The organism is Hoeflea sp. TYP-13 (assembly GCF_040932035.1).
In the GTDB taxonomy this organism is placed as follows: Bacteria; Pseudomonadota; Alphaproteobacteria; order Rhizobiales; family Rhizobiaceae; genus Hoeflea_A.
Map to the genome: position 1 here is coordinate 1,917,375 of NZ_JBFRBB010000001.1, position 16,001 is coordinate 1,933,375.

Below are 16,001 nucleotides of genomic sequence, written 5' to 3' on the forward strand. Positions count from 1 at the left end.
CTACTATCCAAAACTGGTGAATGATGCACGCAAGGAGTGAAACATGGGTTCTTTGCTGATCCTCGCCAGTGTGTTCGCGATCTTCATCCCCGCTCTGGTATTACCGGGGCCGGATTTCATCGCAGTGGTGCGTTCATCGATGACGAAGGGAACGTCCGCCGGGCTGCTGACGACACTTGGGGTGTCGACCGGGCTGGGGTTCTATGCAACGCTCAGCCTGTTGGGCCTGTCGGCAGTGCTTGTCGAATATCAGTGGCTCGCCTGGACAATCAGGGTGTTGGGCGGCTGCTATCTTGCCTGGCTTGGATTCAAGCTGCTCTTTTCCAAACCGCAACGGATCGAGATTTCCGGAGGGGGTGCGGGGCGCAGAGGCAATCCCTTCGTATTTGGCTTTCTCGTCACGCTGACAAATCCGAAGGCTATCGTGCTGTTTGCAAGTGTCTTCGCCACCGCCGTCACCGAGGCGACGCCGCTTTGGCTGATGGCTTCGATGATCGCACTTGTCTTCGCCAGCGCTCTCATCTGGTATGCGTCGGTCAGTCTGTTCATGTCGTCGAGGCCGGTCATCAGCCGGTTTCAAAATGCTCGTCATTGGATTGAGCGCATGGCCGGCGTCTGTTTCATCGGCATCGGCGGAAAGATACTCGCCGATGCCCGCAATCCTGTTACACCCTAGACGGCAGCTTGTGGACGCATTGCAAGGGGCATGTGATATTAACCGGACGGATCTTGGAGAGAGGCAGGCGCATGAAAAAATCACTGTTGGGAACGCTGCTCGTAACCTGCGGCATTATGTTGACCCCAGCGCTTGCCGCTGAGCTGGACGTGCCGGTCATGATGTGGGCTGACGAAGACCTTGATGTCTGCAGTCTGGGAGCAGTTCGCGGCCTTGATCCGAATGGCGACAATTTCCTGGCCGTCAGGGCAGGGCCGGGAACAGGTCACCGAATGCTCGACAAGATCCACACGGATGATCATGTATGGATATTCGACGAGAACAACGGCTGGTTCGGTGTCGCCTATGGTTCACAGGACATTTCGTGCTCGCCCATTCCGGCCGACAGGCCCTATGACGGCCCCGGACGGAAGGGATGGGTTTTCGGCAAATATGTCAAAATAATTGCCGGCTAGATCATCCACCTTCGTGTATGAAATGAATCCGGTCAAAATTGCCGCGTAGCTGCCTGACCTCATCGGCGAGCTGTTCTGATGCATTGGCGGTGAGTGCACGCTGGATAAGATCGGCAATCGTATCGGCATCTTCCGGGCCGACACCCCATCGCACCAGTTCCGGTGTCCCAAACCGCAGCCCGTTCATATCGCCATGGACAGGCGCAGTCGGCAGCCCTATGCCGCAGGCGAGAAATCCGGCCTTGCGGAGCGTTTTCGAGGCTGCTTGGCCGCCGCCGTAGCATGCCGCCTCGATGGCAAACTGGTGTGATTGCGTAAATCCGTGCTCCTTGGCAAATACTGGAACGCCGCGTTTGTCGAGCGCTGCTGCCAGTGCCTGCGCCGTAGAGATCATTGCCTCACCGTAGGCTTCGCCGAAGTCGCGCCAGTCGAGCATCGACAGGGCCAGAGCGGCCGATTTTGCTGCATCGAAATTGGCAGTCATGCCGGGAAAGGCGATGGCGTCGAGTTTTTCAGCAAGGCCTGCATCATTGGTGACGATCAGTCCGCCGGCCGGTCCACCGAGGCTCTTATAGGTGCTCATCGTCATCAGATGCGCGCCGCCCTCCAGCGGATTTGGCCACGTGCCGCTGGCAATGATGCCGCATTGGTGCGCCGCATCGAACAGCACCATGGACCCGCATGCATCCGCTATTTCACGAATTTTCTTTACCGGATGAGGGAAGAGATTCAGGCTGCCGCCAATTGTGATCAGTTTCGGTTTGACACGACTGGCCAGTGCCGCAAGGCCTTCAATGTCAATCGTATATCCGTCTGCATTCACCGGTGCCTCGTGAATCTGCAATCCGTAGAGCCCGGCACAGCCCGCGTTGTGATGTGTGACATGTCCTCCGATGGATGCCGGCGGCGCAATGATTGCGTCACCCGGTTTGCAGGTCGCCATGAATGCGTACAGATTGGACATCGCGCCTGACGCAACACGGATCTCCGCGAATTGCGCTTTGAACACTTCCGCGCAAAGTTCGGCGGCGATGACTTCGATTTCCTCGATGGCTTCGAGCCCCATCTCGTATTTGTCGCCGGGATATCCAAGGGATGGGCGCGATCCGAGCCCGGCTGAAAGAACGGCCTCGGCGCGCGGGTTCATCACATTTGTGGCCGGGTTCAGGTTGAAACAGTCACGCTCATGGATCTCACGGTTCATCTCCACAAGGGATCCGATGCGGTCGGCAATGACGCCGGCGTCTGAATGTGCCGTCTGCTCGGCATAGTGCTGAACGAGGGTCTCGCAGTTTTCCGGAACCCAGTTTCTGTATTTCAACGCCGACATTGCGCGCTCCCCTGCTTGTTCTCTTAAATCAAACAGAGTTGATTTCCTCGCGCAAACCAGTTTTGCTGAAAATAGGCGTAGAAAAACTGAGTCTGTGCAATGGCTGTATCTCCACCGCGACCGAAGGGCCCGCCGCTCAACGCGTTGCGCGCATTCGAAGCGGCGGCAAGGCTGGGGGGATTTACCGCCGCAGCCGATGAGCTTTGCGTTACGCCGGGTGCCGTCGCGCAGCACATCAAGGCGCTCGAAGAATGGGCCGGCGCCGATCTGTTCGAGCGGCGCTCGCAAGGGGTGCGTTTGACAAGCGCCGGGGAGGCGGTCACTCAGAACTTTGTCGACGCCTTTGACAGGCTCGGCGAAGCGGTACAGGCACTGCGCGCCGCCGCCTTGCCGAATGAGGTCCGCATCGCCGCGTTGCCCAGTCTTGCGCAGTTGTGGTTGTCGCCGCGTCTTCCGGAAATTCGGCGCAGCCTTCCGCAAACCATCATTTCGGTGACCGCGACCGAGCAGCCGCCAAATTTGAGGCGTGAACCGTTCGACTTGTGCCTGTTCTACCGGGACCGTGACCACGTAGGAGACGGCTGTGCGGAACTGGCAAGAGACACGATCTTCCCAGTCTGCGCACCTGCCGTTGCAAAACATTTCACAAGTGTTGCGGAGCTCTCAAACGCAACGTTTCTGCATGATGCGACATGGTCGGAGGATTGGAACGTGTGGTTGGCACGCGCTGCGCCGGATGTTGTCCTGGACACTAAGGGGCCGACTTTCTCACTCTATGCGCTGGCGGTGGAGGAAGCTGTCAACGGAGCGGGCATCCTGATCGGTCACGAAGCATTGGTTGCGCCTAAGATAGAGGCCGGAAAGCTCGTTCAGCTGTTCGATCATGCCGTTCCGCTACAGCACAGCCTTGTTTTGCAGCGCGCAAGTTCGGCGGTTAATTCGGCCGCAATCAATGCGATCATTGCCGCCCTGACGGACACCGGTTCCACCATTACAAAAGTTTAATCCGGCACAAGCGACCAGTTTTCTCCTGTCATCCGTTTAGGGATCAGATAGACCGATGGAGAACGGGCGCAATGGCGTTTTGGAAACAGGCTGCAATATCGATGGTTCTGCTGGCGGGATTTGCCGTCGGCTTCGCACTATATTCCTATGATTCTGACAGTATTCCGTGGATTTCATGGGGAACGGCCAGCGCCAGCACGCCCGGTAATGGAGATGGCCAGAGCGCAGCACGCGGCCGACCGGCACCGTTGGTTGTGCTTTCCGAAGTTGAAAATGCGACAACCGACGATTTCGTCAAATCAGTAGGCACGGCACAGGCGCTTGAAAAGACAACGCTCTACCCTGAAGTGTCCGGACGCGTTGAAAAAATCAACGTTTCGGCAGGGCAGCGGGTCGAAGAGGGTGATGTTGTCGTCCAGCTCGATGATTATGTGCAGCGCTTTGCCGTCGAACGGGCCCATCTTCTGGTCGAGGATGCGGAGGCACAGGTGACGCGTTACGAAGCGCTCGCTGCCCGGGAGACTGTATCGGACGTCCAACTCAGCAACGCGGTATTGGAACTTTCCCGGGCAAAGCTGGATTTGAGGGAAGCCGAAGATGCGTTGGCGCGGCGCGCAATTAAAGCGCCCTTTTCCGGTGAGACCGGCCTCATCGATATCAGCGCTGGCGATTATGTGACGACAGAAACTCCGGTCACCAGTCTCGACGAGCGGCAAACCCTGATCGTTGAATTTCGTGTGCCGGAGCGTTTCGCCAACCAGATCACTCGTGGCCAGAAAATGGTCCTCTCAACTCCTGCGCTCCCCGGCCTTTCTATTTCGGGCGAAGTCAGCGGTATGGACAGCCGGATCGACACGGCCTCACGGACCATGACTGTTCAGGGAACCGTGCGGAATGACGACGATCTGATCCGGCCCGGCATGTCATTTGAGGTCACGCTCTCCTTTACCGGCAAAGACTATCCGGCGGTGCCGTCGCTCGCCGTACAGTGGGACCGGGAGGGCTCTTACGTTTTCAAGGCCGACGGCAATATGGCCGAACGCACGGATGTTTCCATCATATCGCGCAGAAACGGCCACGTCCTTGTCAGCGGCGATATTGCAGTTGGCGATCTCGTGGTCAGCGAGGGAACCAACTCGGTTCGGCCGGACCAGCCCTTCCGCACACCTGATGCCGCATCCACAAAGACCGACGGAGCCTAAGCGACAATGTCCAGGAATTCAGAAGAGCTGAAGGGCCTGCCGGCGTTTTGCGTGCGACGCCCGGTCTTTGCAATTGTTCTCAACCTGCTGGTGATCATCGCGGGCCTTGCCGCTATCCTTGCGGTGGAGGTCAGGGAACTTCCGAGCACTGACCGGCCTGTCGTCACCATCCGCACGACCTATACCGGTGCGACACCCGAAACCGTTGACACCACCGTGACCTCCGTTTTGGAGGGCGCAGCCGCACGCACGCCCGGTGTTGCCTCGATCTCCTCGAGTTCAAGCTACGGCACCAGCCGCATCACGGTGGAATTCGCATCGTCGGTCGATATCGATACGGCCGCGACGGATTTACGCAATGCCATCGCCCGTGCCGAACGAAGCCTGCCGGACAGCGTCGACACACCGCTTGTCATCAAGGCCAATGACGACGACAGCCCGATCATCCGCCTTGCCGCCACGACCGATCGGCTTCCCATAGAGGAGCTGACGCAAGTCGTCGACAATCAGATCATCGACCGTCTTTCGGCGGTGCCCGGGGTAGGCGATGTGACTGTTTTTGGCGATCGTCAGCCGGTCTTCAAGATCGAACTCGACATGATGGCGCTTGCCAGCCGCGGCATGTCGCCTGCCGATGTTCGATCCGCCATCGAGCGGGTGACAGCGGATACACCGGCGGGCTCGCTTGTCACCGGCGGAACCGAGATCCTTGTTCGAACTAACATGAACGTTGCATCCGTCGCTGATATTCAGGAACTGCGTATTGATGCAAATACGCGGGTCGCGGACGTTGCCGACGTGTCTTACGGCCCAGATGACCGGACATCCTATCTGCGCGCCGATGGCAAGACCGGCGTGGGCATCAATATTGTCCGTCAGGCCCAGTCCAATACGCTGGAGATTTCCAAAGGTATCGAACAGGCAGTCTCAGAGCTGCAGTCACAGCTGCCCGATGATATCGAGTTGCGGGTGACCTCCGATGACGCGGTATTTATCGGTGCCGCTATCGGGGAAGTCGTCAAGTCCCTCCTGATCTCAACGGCCATCGTTATCCTGGTCATCTTTCTGTTCCTGCGCACGGCTGCAGCCACGATAATTCCGGCCGTGACGATACCGGTGGCGCTGATCGGCACTGTCGCGGCGATTTGGCTCGTCGGATTTTCCCTGAACATACTGACACTTCTCGCGCTGTTGCTTGCGACGGGCATGGTCGTGGACGATGCGATCGTCGTTCTCGAGAACATCGTGCGGCGCCGGCGCCAGGGCGATGGAAAACGCGCCGCCGCCGTGCGCGGTACCCGCGAGGTGTTTTTCGCCGTTATCGCAACAACGGCAACGCTTGCTGCCGTATTCATTCCGATCTCGTTCCTGCCGGGAACGGTCGGTCAGCTTTTTTCAGAATTTGGTTTCGTCCTGGCGATAGCCGTCGCCATTTCGTCCCTTGTCGCGCTCACATTGGTTCCCATGCTGGCCTCACGCCTCACCGGTAAGGTTTCCGATGCTGAGCGCGTCACCTGGCTTGAGCGTATCGGCAACGGTTTTGCCAAAGGCTACCGGGTACTGTTGCGTGCAGCTCTGGCTGCGCCGATGGTCGTGCTTGTCGCAAGCATCATCTTTGCCGGATTCTCATATCATCTCTTCAACAGTCTGCCGCAGGAGATCACGCCTCGGGAGGACCGAGCCAGCATTCCCATAGTGGTCCAGCTTCCCCAGGGAACCGAACTCGAGATCGCCAATGAAAAAATGAAGGAAATCGAGGCCATCGGCGCGGATCTGATGGAATCGGGCGAGGTCGATTCACTGTTCAGCGTGGTCGGCAACCAGGCCTCAAACCGCGGATTTATCATATTCCGGCTGGTGCCCTGGGGTGAGCGTGACCGCAGCCAGTCGCAAATCGTCGCCGATATCAATCGCCAGCTTGCCGAAATACCGGGTGTCTCGGCATTTGCGCGGCAACCGAACACGCTTGGCCTTCGCGGTGGCGGCAGCGGGCTGCGGTTTGCCCTTACAGGCTCCAATTATGATGTCCTGTCGGATGCGGCGGTTGATCTCACCCGCGCCATGGAAGATCGTTACGAAGGTCTTGGCAATTTCGACATCGGTTACGACACCACACAGGCCGAACTGTCAGTAAAGGTCGATCGTGACCGGGCACGGGAACTTGGCATCGATCTGGACGACGTGTCGTCCTTCGTCGCCATAGCGCTCGACGGGCGCGAGATTGCCGAAATCCATCAGGACGACAATGCCGTTCCGGTCATGCTTTCCCTCGGGCACCGTGCAATCAGCGATCCCGGCGAACTTGAAAATCTGTTCGTTCGTGCCGGCGACGGCACCATGATACCGCTGTCGACTGTTGTCGAAATCGAGGACACGGCAGTCGCGCCTCAGTTGACGCGCGAAGAGCGTATGCGGGCGGTGCCCATCTCCGTTCCGCTTGCAGACGGATACGATCTGGAAAGCGCCATCGCCGATCTCAGGCAGACAGGGCAGGAGGTTCTGCCGGCCGGTGTCGAGATTACGCTGCTTTCGGAAGCGGCGCTGCTTGAGGAGACCTCGACCGGCATGGGGTTGGTCTTCATCTTTGCCATAGTCATCGTCTTCCTGGTGCTGGCGGCGCAATTCGAAAGCTTCGTCAGTTCGATCATCATTCTTCTGACGATCCCGACGGGAGTTGCAGCAGCCGTCGTTGCCATTGGCCTGACGGGTGGAACAATCAATGTCTACAGCCAGATCGGCATCATATTGCTGGTCGGTATCATGGCGAAGAACGGCATATTGATTGTCGAATTTGCCAATCAGCTGCGCGAACAGGGGATGGCGGTGAGTGACGCAATCGAAGGCGCCTGCATGCGACGTTTGAGGCCGGTGATGATGACCATGGTCTCAACTGTATTCGGTGGTCTGCCGCTGATCCTCGCTTTTGGCGCCGGTGCTGAAGCACGCACGGCGCTCGGCTGGACGATTGTCGGCGGCCTTGGTTTTGCGACCGTGTCAACGCTGTTCCTGACACCAGTAGCCTACAACCTGCTGGCGGGCCTCAGCAATTCGCGAAACGCGGATGAACAACGTTTGATCAAGGAACTTGAAACCAGCGGAAAGGAGGCAGGCCGGGCGTGATCAAAAACATGCGCACGGATCAACCTGCGGTTTGACGCAGGTGCGGACGGCTTGTTAGCCTGCCGGTTCCACCGGCATCAGGCGAAAGGCCCTTCATGTCCCCAGAACATTCCGACGGCGCGGTTCGCAAGGACAGCGAACTGATGCGACGGATCGGGACAGGCGATACCGGTGCATTCCGGCAAATCATGACCGAACACGGCCCAAGATTGATCCGGCTCGCATATGGTGTGACAGGCCGCCTCGATGAGGCAGAGGATATAGCCCAGGAGGCGTTGCTTACCCTTTGGCGCACAGCACCTGACTGGCAGGCCAAAGCGACGATAGCGGCTTACTTGCGAACCGTTGCAACGCGAAAAGCCATCGATGTGCTGCGGCAGAGGAAATTCCAGGTCGATGACTATCAACTGGATGAACTGCACGATCCGGGGCAGGGGCCTCTGGTGGATCTGGAGCGAAGTCAGGACATGACGCAGCTGCTTGAGCAACTTGCGCAAATGCCGGAACGCCAGCGCGCGGCACTGGTGCTTGCCCATTTTGAAAACCGCAGCCACCGGGAAGCGGCTGAGATCATGGAAATCGACGTTGAGGCGTATTCGTCGTTGCTGGCGAGAGCCCGGCGAGCGCTGCGCCGGAAGATTGAACAATCACAACAGGAAGAAGGGGGAGGTAAACGAGATGAACAGCAAATTTGAATCCCTGCTCGACCTTTACGGGGCCGACCTGAACAGCTGGCCGGATCAGACAGCCGCACAGAAGGCACGCGAGGCTGCGATGCGCGATCCCGAATTTCGCAGCCGGCTTGACGCGGCTAAGCGGATCGACGCCTCCTTCGGTGCGCTGGCGAACGCGCTGGACAAAAGCCCGTCAATTGAGGCCGGTTTGGCAGCCATGCAGTCGTCAATGCTGACCCAAATCGAGGCACAAGCACAGCGCAGACGCGCTTTTTCCAGCCGAACGCTCATGCGTCTTGCCGCGAGCGTCGTCATTGCCTGTGGTCTTGGAATCGGCGTGGGACAGATCGTGCCCGACCAGACTCTGGTGCAGGCCGACGCGCACGATCAGCTTTTGTTGGGCACGTCGGACGGATCGACACACAATGGGGACAGATAGCTCATGAGCAAACAGCGCATATTGATTGTCACTCTTGTGGTGTCGCTTCTGGCGAATGGCTTTTTCATCGGCTTTGCCGCAACACGGCTGCTGGATGCGCCTGAAGAAAAGAAGAGAGGCGGCATCCTGCGGGGCGTCGGTGCCCGGTTGGCACGCAATCTCGATGAACCGGCGCGGCAGCAGATTGCTGATGCCCTTGATTCGCTCAATCCGCAATATCAGGATAGCCGGAAGGAGCGGCACGAAAATTATCAAAGGCTGCGTGGTTTGCTGGCCGCTCCTGAACCGGATCGGGCCGCAATTGCTGCCGTGCTCGTGCAGATGAAGGACCAGTCGTCGGATCTCGTCCTCATGGTTCACGAAAAAGCCGTTGAGGCGATATTGGAAATGCCGGCAGATCAACGGGCGCAGATTCCGGATGAGAATTAGGACAATGCTCAAAATGCGTGGCTCTCTGTGGGTACGGCTTCTCACCATTCTGGCCTTTGCCGCAGCTCCTGCGCGAGCTGCGGATCAATGGACAATCAAGCGTCTCAGCGAGGACGCAATAACACCTGTAATGTTTGACGAAGCCGGTCGCCAGGCACCGGCGGGTCTACCCGATGGGCGGGTCGCTATGCATCCAGGTGGTGATATCGTCGAGGCCTGGTATGCAGAACCGACAGGCCGTTATGGTCACGGCATCCTCGGAGATGCTGTTGAAGCCGGTGCTCTGAAAGCCAAGCTGGCGGACGGGTCTGTCCTCACTGTCACCTTGCCGCAATCGCAGGTATTCGAAGACCGTACGCCGCGCCTCGCCGATCTCGATGGCGAAGGAACCGTCGAGATTGTGACTATCCGCTCTTCGACCAGCAAGGGTGCCTCGGTCACGATCTACGGGCTAGAAAACAGTTCGCTAGTGGAACGCGGCACAACAGGATTCATCGGCCGGGCAAATCGCTGGCTGAATATTGCCGGCATTGCAAATTTCGATGGAAAACCGGGCCTGGATATAGCATTTGTGCGTACACCCCATATAGGCGGAACCCTATTCTTCTATCGATATCACGAGGGTCGGCTGTCGAAGATTGCCGCGCTGGAGGGCTTTTCTAACCATGCCATCGGATCGCGTGAAATGCGGCTCTCTGCAATAGCCAATATAGATGGTGACGGCGCTATGGAGCTGGCGGTGCCTTCTGACGATCGCACAGCCTTGCGTATTATCGGATTTGTTGAAGACGGCCTTGCGGAACGTGCTTCTATTCAGCTTCCCGGGCGTGTCGATAGGGCAATCCTTGTACGCGGTGCGGGAAGTGAAACAGAATTCACAATCGGCCTTGATGATGGCAGAATCTTGAGGGTTACCCGCTAGCGGGCTCAACGTGAATTGATATTGTCGAAGCAATCTGTGCCGCCGCGTGAAAACGCAGTACCGAACCAGGGGTGCGCAATGAGATTTGTAGACCAACAGACCACTCCGTGGATTGAAGGCGAAGGCTATCGCAAAAAGATCCTGCTACGCGAAGATGCATTGAATGCTTCTGGCACGCTTGTTCAGATCGTTGAACTGCCGCCGCACGCCGAAGTCGATGATCATCATCATGAAAGCTGCACCGAAGTCTTTCACATCCTGTCAGGGCAGGGCACTTTCGACATTGATGGCAAGACCTTCAATTTGCGTGTTGGCGACACGCTGACCTGCGAACCACGGGAAGTGCACAACACCAAAAATCCGCATGACGAACCGTTCGTCTACATCGTCTTCAAGACGAATGTGGTCGAAAACGATCTTTTCTGGGACCGCGATACCGACGATTGAAATGTTGGACAGCCCACCATTGCTTACTTGCAAACGCTGGTGAAATTTCTTATATTTCTGTTATGACAGAAATAACGGAAAATACCGACAAAAAGAATGCGCTCCCGGAAGCAGTTGATGCGTTCATTCTCCAATGGGGCAATCTCGGTGGGCAGTGGGGCGTCAACCGTTCTATCGGCCAAATCCATGCCTATCTGTATCTGGCCGACGGCCCGCGCACGGCAGAGGACATCGCCGGAGATTTGGAAATGGCGCGCTCAAACGTGTCCAATTCCGTCAAGGAGCTGCTTGCCTGGAACCTCATTCATCGCGTGCCCATCCGTCATGACCGGCGCGAGCATTTCGAAGCCGAAACCGACGTCTGGGAAATCGCGGCACGCATTGCGTCCGGCCGCAAGGCGCGCGAGATCGATCCGGCGCTCGCGATTTTGCAGGAGTGTGTCGGCAAGGCGGAAAACGATCCAACAGTCTCGAACGCCACCCGCGAACGCTTGCGCAACATGATGGAGTTCACTGCATCCGTCGACCGCTGGTACACGCAGATGATGGCGGTGCCGAAGAACAAGCGCGACGTGTTGCTCAAACTCGGCTCGAAGATCGCATCGTTCCTGCCCTTGGGCAAAGACTGAGGTTGAAAGCACATTCACATAGCGGAGGTCAGACTTTGAATATGGAAAATCTCCGACTTAAAAAAAACCTGCAGGAGCAAACAGACGCCCGTTTCCCAAAGGGGCGTGCCGCTGAAGAACTCGGTGATATGCGCTTTCGCGCGCTCCTGTCTGATGAGGACTGGCAAGACCTGCCGCCGGATGTGCAACGCAGGTTTACCAAGAGGCTCGCGGGCGGCCGAACGGCAGTATATGTGGGCCGCATTACAAAGGTTCACGCAAACCTGCCGGGGAAACTTCTCAGTCAGATCCTGCGATTGATCGGCGGCCCGCTGCCGCTATTCGATGATGTCGACGTGCCGTCTGTTGTTACCGTCACCGAAGACGTGGAAACCGGCGGACAGATCTGGACCCGGCTCTATGCCAACAGAACCGGTTTTCCGCAAGTCATCCACTCAGCCAAGCGTTTTGCCGGGCCGACGGGACTTGAGGAATATATCGGTTTCGGCATCAGCATGGCGCTTGACGTTACGGTCGAAGATCGGGTGCTGACCTTTCGAAGCGCCGGCTATTACCTGCGTCTTGGACCGCTTAGGTTGCGCGTGCCACGCTGGTTGGCTCCTGGCGCATTGAATGTCATCCATCGTGAGGAGGGCGGGCAGTCCTTCGTCTTCGGGCTTACGCTTGATCATCCACTGTTTGGCAGGCTCGTTCATCAGGAAGGTCTCTATCGCGAGGAAATGCCATGACTGTCCTTATGAAACCAGGCTTTCATGCGAACCTCCAAACGGAAGGCGCACGCGAAGCAGCGATCCGGACCATACTGATAATCGGCGGTACCGGTGTGTTCGGGCGCCAGCTGACCTCGCATCTGGCCGCCATGGACAATACGCATCTGCTCATAACGTCGAGAAACGCCGGCAGGGCGGCGGCAGCGGTCCGATTGTTTATGTCCGGGAACCCGCAGGCACATATTTCGGGCATGGCACTCGACCGCGACAAGAACCTGTTCGCGGCGTTGAAGGAAATCCGGCCGTTCCTCGTCATCGACGCATCCGGTCCGTTTCAGGGGACCGGCTATGACGTGCCGCATGCGGCGCTCAGTGTGGGTGCGCATTGCATCGATCTGGCCGATGCCCGTGCCTATCTTGCCGGCTACCGGGCCGCTCTCGACAATCGCGCACGCAAAAAAGGATGCGTGGCGCTCGCGGGCGCCAGCTCGACTCCGGCGCTCTCGGTGGCGGTTGTCAGTGCGCTGACTGACCAATGGCAATCGGTCGACACAGTCGATATCTGCATTACGCCCGGAGGCAGGGCAGATGTTGGCGAGGCGGTTGTGGCAGCTGTTTTGAGCTATGCCGGAAAACCCGTGCCGGTCTGGCGCGGTGGACGGCTGACACAGGATTTCGGCTGGGCCGGCGCCACATATCTGGACATGCCCGGCCTTGGTTCGCGGCGGGTCGCATTGGTCGAGACAATCGACGCCGAGCTGCTTGGCGGCAGGCACGATGTTACAGATCGCGTAGCGTTTTATGCCGGACTTGAAAACCCATTCGAGCAACGCGGCATGGAGTATCTGGGCCGGCTGGCACGCAGCGGATTGCCTGTCAGGCTGACAACGCTAGCGCCGCTGTTGCACAAATTGCGAAAATTCACCCGCATCGGCATGTCTGAGGTTGGCGGTATGGTGGTGAAGGCATCCGGCATCGGCGCGGACGGCATGAAAATAGACGCGGCTTGGTCGCTTCTGGCGAAAAATGGCGATGGGCCTGTTGTTCCCACACTGGCTGCGGCTGCAGTCGTTCGAAAATTGCTGAATGAAACAATCGAGCCGGGAGCGGGGCTGGCTTGTGATGCATTGACGCTTGACGATATCGAGACGGAAATGATGCCATACGCGATCACCACACGGATGGCTGTCTAGTAGCGGTATTTGACTGTTCCGCAGATAGGGCTTGCGCAATCTCGTCATCAATTCCATAGCTTGCGGGAGCAGTGTTCCTTAATTCCGGCGTGGGCCGGTTGTTTCAAAAGGCCTTGGACGAGATGAGTTCAGTCATTCCATTTGTCGCAAAAACAAGTGACGCCGACCGGAGGGTCTGGATCGAGGCGTTGAGCCAGGCCTTGCCGGATTGTCGGATAGTAGGTTTTGAAGAATTGACGGAACCGGAGCGCCAATCTGCAAAAGTCGCAATCGTTGCAGATCCCGATCCGGCGGAAATCGCCTGTATGCCGAACCTGCAATGGATCCATAGCCTTTGGGCAGGGGTTGAGCGCATCGTTTCCGAACTCCCCGTCGATGGCCCGAAGATCGTGCGCCTCGAAGACCCGCAAATGGCCAGGACCATGGCCGAAGCGGTGCTCGCCTGGACCCTTTATCTGCACCGTGACATGCCACGCTACCGTCGCCAGCAGGAGGAACGCATCTGGAAGGAGCACGAACTGCCGCTGCCGTCGGAGCGCACCATCGGAATCCTCGGACTTGGCGCACTCGGACGTATCGCGGCCGTAAAACTTCTCGAACAGGACTTCAGGGTTTGCGGATGGAGCCGTTCTGAACGCACAATGGTGGGCGTTGAGGCGTTTCATGGTGCCGGCGAACTTGGCCTGCTATTGGAAAAATCGGACATTGTGGTTGTCCTCATGCCGCTCACGGCTGAAACACGCGGCCTCCTTAACACGGATCGGCTTTCCAAAATGCGGAAGGGCGCCAGCCTGATCAATTTTGCCCGCGGTCCGATTGTCGACGACGACGCATTGCTTGCGCAACTGGACAGCGGCCACCTCAGCCACGCAGTCCTGGATGTTTTCGACGAAGAGCCGCTTGCGCAATCCAGCCCATTTTGGTCTCATCCTGCTGTAACGGTCCTGCCGCATATTTCCGGGCCGACAAACAGGACCACCGCTTCGGCCATCGTTGCGGCAAATATTGGAAACTACCTGAAAACAGGCCAGATACCTGCATGTGTTGACCGGGTGAGAGGCTACTGACCGCCGGTTACAGTTTTGCAACCGGACCTGGAGGAGCAGGCAGTGAAAATAACCATTCCTGAGACGATTGAAGAATGGAACCGGCGGGGAAGTGATTATTTTCCCGGCCATATTGGCATGGAGTTCCTGAAAGTCGACCCGGACGAGGTCATCGCGCGTTTCAGCGTCAAAAAAGCGCTGATGGCGTGGAACGGTTTCCTGCACGCCGGTTCAGTCGTTACGCTTGCCGACACATGCTGCGGCTACGGCACGCTTCGGTCTCTGCCCGAGGGCGCTAACGGCTTCACGACGGTCGATCTTACCACCAATTTTCTTGGAACAGCGCGCGAAGGCGATGTTCAATGCACTGCAAGTCCGCTGCATCAGGGAAGGACGACGCAAGTTTGGGATGCGCGGGTCAAATCGCTTGAGACCGGCAAAACCATGGCGCATTTTCGCTGTACGCAAATGATTCTGTGGCCATTGTCTTGATGGTTAATGTATGAAATACTCAATTAACATGATTATTATCAATAGCATATACAGATTATTTTAAGTAAATTTAAAGCAGTGGGCCGCAACCGGCCTCTGGTCACGAACGCGGGAATCGGGTTTCTTGTCCCGTGGGATCGCGAACGGGAAGTAGGAATGCCGCAGACGCCAGAAAATAAGGCGCGCGGCGGTCCTCGTCGGAGGAATGACAACATGAAGTTGCCGGTAAAATTACTGGGCGTTTCGGCTGCGTTGATTCTGGCAGCCACGGCGCCGGTCAAAGCCGATGAAATACGAATTACCTATAAATCGGCAAAAACCTCATCGTCCTATTATCAGATGGGTGTTCAGATCGCAGAAGCCATGAAAAAAGGCTCCAACGGTGAGATTATCGTGACCGTTGAGGAGAGCCAAGGTTCTGTTCAAAACGTCATGGAAGTCAAGGCCCGCGGGGCTGACTACGTGTTTACGTCTCCGCCGGTGCTGGTCAAACTTGCCCAGGAAGGCAAGGCGATGTTCGCCGGCAAAGGCAATGGCCGTTTCGACGATATCCGCGCATTGTTCCCGATCCCCTCGCTGACGATGCAGTTCGTCATGTCGAGCGAGGCTGCGGTTCTTACCTTTCCGGAACTTGCGGGCAAAAAGCTTCTGCTTGGAAAGGGATCGTTCGGTGCGCGCGAAGGCGCAAAATACATCAAGCTCTTCGGGCTTGAGGGAAAGGTCACCCTTGTCGACGTCGAGCTTTCGAACGCCGTGTCAGCGCTCAAAAACGGGCAGATCGACGGATTTGTAACCGCCGGATCGTGGCCAGCGCCCAATGTCGTGGAAGCTGCGGCGTCCACCAGCGTCAATCTCATTTCCATGGATGGCGAAGAGGTGAAAAAAACCAAGCGCACACGCATGGTGATACCGGCAGGAACCTATGCCGGCCAGGATGACGATATCGTCACAACGTCGCTCCCGGTCATTGTCTATACGACAACGCAGATGGACGACGACACCGCCTATCAGCTCACGAAGACCTTTTGGGAGCAGAAGAAGGAAATGGTCGGAGTGGCGGCCTGGTGGGAAGGGGTTGATGATCAGCTTATGGTCAACATAACCGGAAAACTTCATCCCGGTGCGATCAAATTCTACAAGGAAGTCGGATTTCCGATCGCCAAGGATCAGGAATAACCGTTTAACCGTTCCCTGGTCCCTAGCTTGCAAAGCCGGATGACCGACACGCAGGC

The 16,001-nt window shown here is 57.5% G+C and carries 17 protein-coding genes; 16 read left to right on the forward strand and 1 reads right to left on the reverse strand.

All coding sequences use genetic code 11. From position 1 onward, the window contains the following. The first annotated feature begins 43 nt into the window (after positions 1-43). Together ABVT35_RS09145 and ABVT35_RS09150 are read left to right on the forward strand one after the other, a co-directional pair. Complete coding sequence (locus tag ABVT35_RS09145) at positions 44-676, forward strand: LysE family translocator (protein ID WP_368466011.1); 633 nt, start codon at positions 44-46, stop codon at positions 674-676. A gap of 71 nt (positions 677-747) precedes the next feature. Continuing rightward, entirely contained in the window at positions 748-1,131 is a 384-nt protein-coding gene (locus tag ABVT35_RS09150; RefSeq protein WP_368466012.1) for an SH3 domain-containing protein, read from the forward strand. 1 nt (position 1,132) lies between these two features. Here the strand turns inward: ABVT35_RS09150 and glyA are convergent, their stop codons facing one another. After that, complete coding sequence (glyA, locus tag ABVT35_RS09155; protein ID WP_368466013.1) at positions 1,133-2,461, reverse strand: serine hydroxymethyltransferase; 1,329 nt, start codon at positions 2,459-2,461, stop codon at positions 1,133-1,135. A 99-nt stretch (positions 2,462-2,560) separates the two neighbouring features. Between glyA and ABVT35_RS09160 the strand changes: the two genes are divergently transcribed. The 14 genes from ABVT35_RS09160 (at position 2,561) to ABVT35_RS09225 (ending at position 15,945) form a co-directional block, all read left to right on the forward strand. Further along, positions 2,561-3,466: a LysR family transcriptional regulator gene (locus tag ABVT35_RS09160; protein ID WP_368466014.1), complete on the forward strand. Its 906-nt coding sequence runs from the start codon at positions 2,561-2,563 to the stop codon at positions 3,464-3,466. Between the two features lie 71 nt (positions 3,467-3,537). Next, positions 3,538-4,668 (forward strand): efflux RND transporter periplasmic adaptor subunit, encoded by a 1,131-nt coding sequence (locus ABVT35_RS09165; protein ID WP_368466015.1) that lies wholly within the window; start codon positions 3,538-3,540, stop codon positions 4,666-4,668. A gap of 6 nt (positions 4,669-4,674) precedes the next feature. Next, on the forward strand, positions 4,675-7,788 hold the full coding sequence (locus ABVT35_RS09170; RefSeq protein ID WP_368466016.1) for an efflux RND transporter permease subunit: 3,114 nt from the start codon (positions 4,675-4,677) through the stop codon (positions 7,786-7,788). Between the two features lie 143 nt (positions 7,789-7,931). Beyond that, on the forward strand, positions 7,932-8,483 hold the full coding sequence (locus ABVT35_RS09175; RefSeq protein ID WP_368466301.1) for an RNA polymerase sigma factor: 552 nt from the start codon (positions 7,932-7,934) through the stop codon (positions 8,481-8,483). After that, the gene (locus ABVT35_RS09180) at positions 8,467-8,901 is read left to right on the forward strand and encodes a hypothetical protein (protein ID WP_368466017.1); all 435 of its coding nucleotides are present in this window, start codon (positions 8,467-8,469) and stop codon (positions 8,899-8,901) included. Before ABVT35_RS09175 ends, ABVT35_RS09180 begins: the two co-directional genes overlap by 17 nt. A 3-nt stretch (positions 8,902-8,904) precedes the next feature. Continuing rightward, positions 8,905-9,330 carry a periplasmic heavy metal sensor gene (locus ABVT35_RS09185; RefSeq protein ID WP_368466018.1) on the forward strand — a complete coding sequence of 142 codons (426 nt, stop codon included), beginning with the start codon at positions 8,905-8,907 and terminating at the stop codon, positions 9,328-9,330. Between the two features lie 13 nt (positions 9,331-9,343). Continuing rightward, a complete protein-coding gene (locus ABVT35_RS09190; RefSeq protein ID WP_368466019.1) occupies positions 9,344-10,252 on the forward strand; it encodes a hypothetical protein in 909 nt (302 codons plus the stop codon). Positions 10,253-10,330: 78 nt separating this feature from the next. Next, positions 10,331-10,699, forward strand: a complete 369-nt coding sequence (locus ABVT35_RS09195) for a cupin domain-containing protein (RefSeq protein ID WP_368466020.1) — start codon at positions 10,331-10,333, stop codon at positions 10,697-10,699. 62 nt (positions 10,700-10,761) lie between these two features. Continuing rightward, positions 10,762-11,328 carry a GbsR/MarR family transcriptional regulator gene (locus tag ABVT35_RS09200; protein WP_368466021.1) on the forward strand — a complete coding sequence of 189 codons (567 nt, stop codon included), beginning with the start codon at positions 10,762-10,764 and terminating at the stop codon, positions 11,326-11,328. A 128-nt stretch (positions 11,329-11,456) separates the two neighbouring features. Then, a complete protein-coding gene (locus ABVT35_RS09205; RefSeq protein ID WP_368466302.1) occupies positions 11,457-12,056 on the forward strand; it encodes a DUF4166 domain-containing protein in 600 nt (199 codons plus the stop codon). Further along, on the forward strand, positions 12,053-13,231 hold the full coding sequence (locus tag ABVT35_RS09210; protein ID WP_368466022.1) for a KR domain-containing protein: 1,179 nt from the start codon (positions 12,053-12,055) through the stop codon (positions 13,229-13,231). Before ABVT35_RS09205 ends, ABVT35_RS09210 begins: the two co-directional genes overlap by 4 nt. 122 nt (positions 13,232-13,353) lie before the next feature. Then, positions 13,354-14,298: a 2-hydroxyacid dehydrogenase gene (locus tag ABVT35_RS09215; protein ID WP_368466023.1), complete on the forward strand. Its 945-nt coding sequence runs from the start codon at positions 13,354-13,356 to the stop codon at positions 14,296-14,298. 42 nt (positions 14,299-14,340) lie between these two features. Further along, the gene (locus ABVT35_RS09220) at positions 14,341-14,769 is read left to right on the forward strand and encodes a PaaI family thioesterase (protein WP_368466024.1); all 429 of its coding nucleotides are present in this window, start codon (positions 14,341-14,343) and stop codon (positions 14,767-14,769) included. Positions 14,770-14,982: 213 nt separating this feature from the next. Next, positions 14,983-15,945 (forward strand): TAXI family TRAP transporter solute-binding subunit, encoded by a 963-nt coding sequence (locus ABVT35_RS09225; RefSeq protein ID WP_368466025.1) that lies wholly within the window; start codon positions 14,983-14,985, stop codon positions 15,943-15,945. Positions 15,946-16,001: the final 56 nt, after the last annotated feature.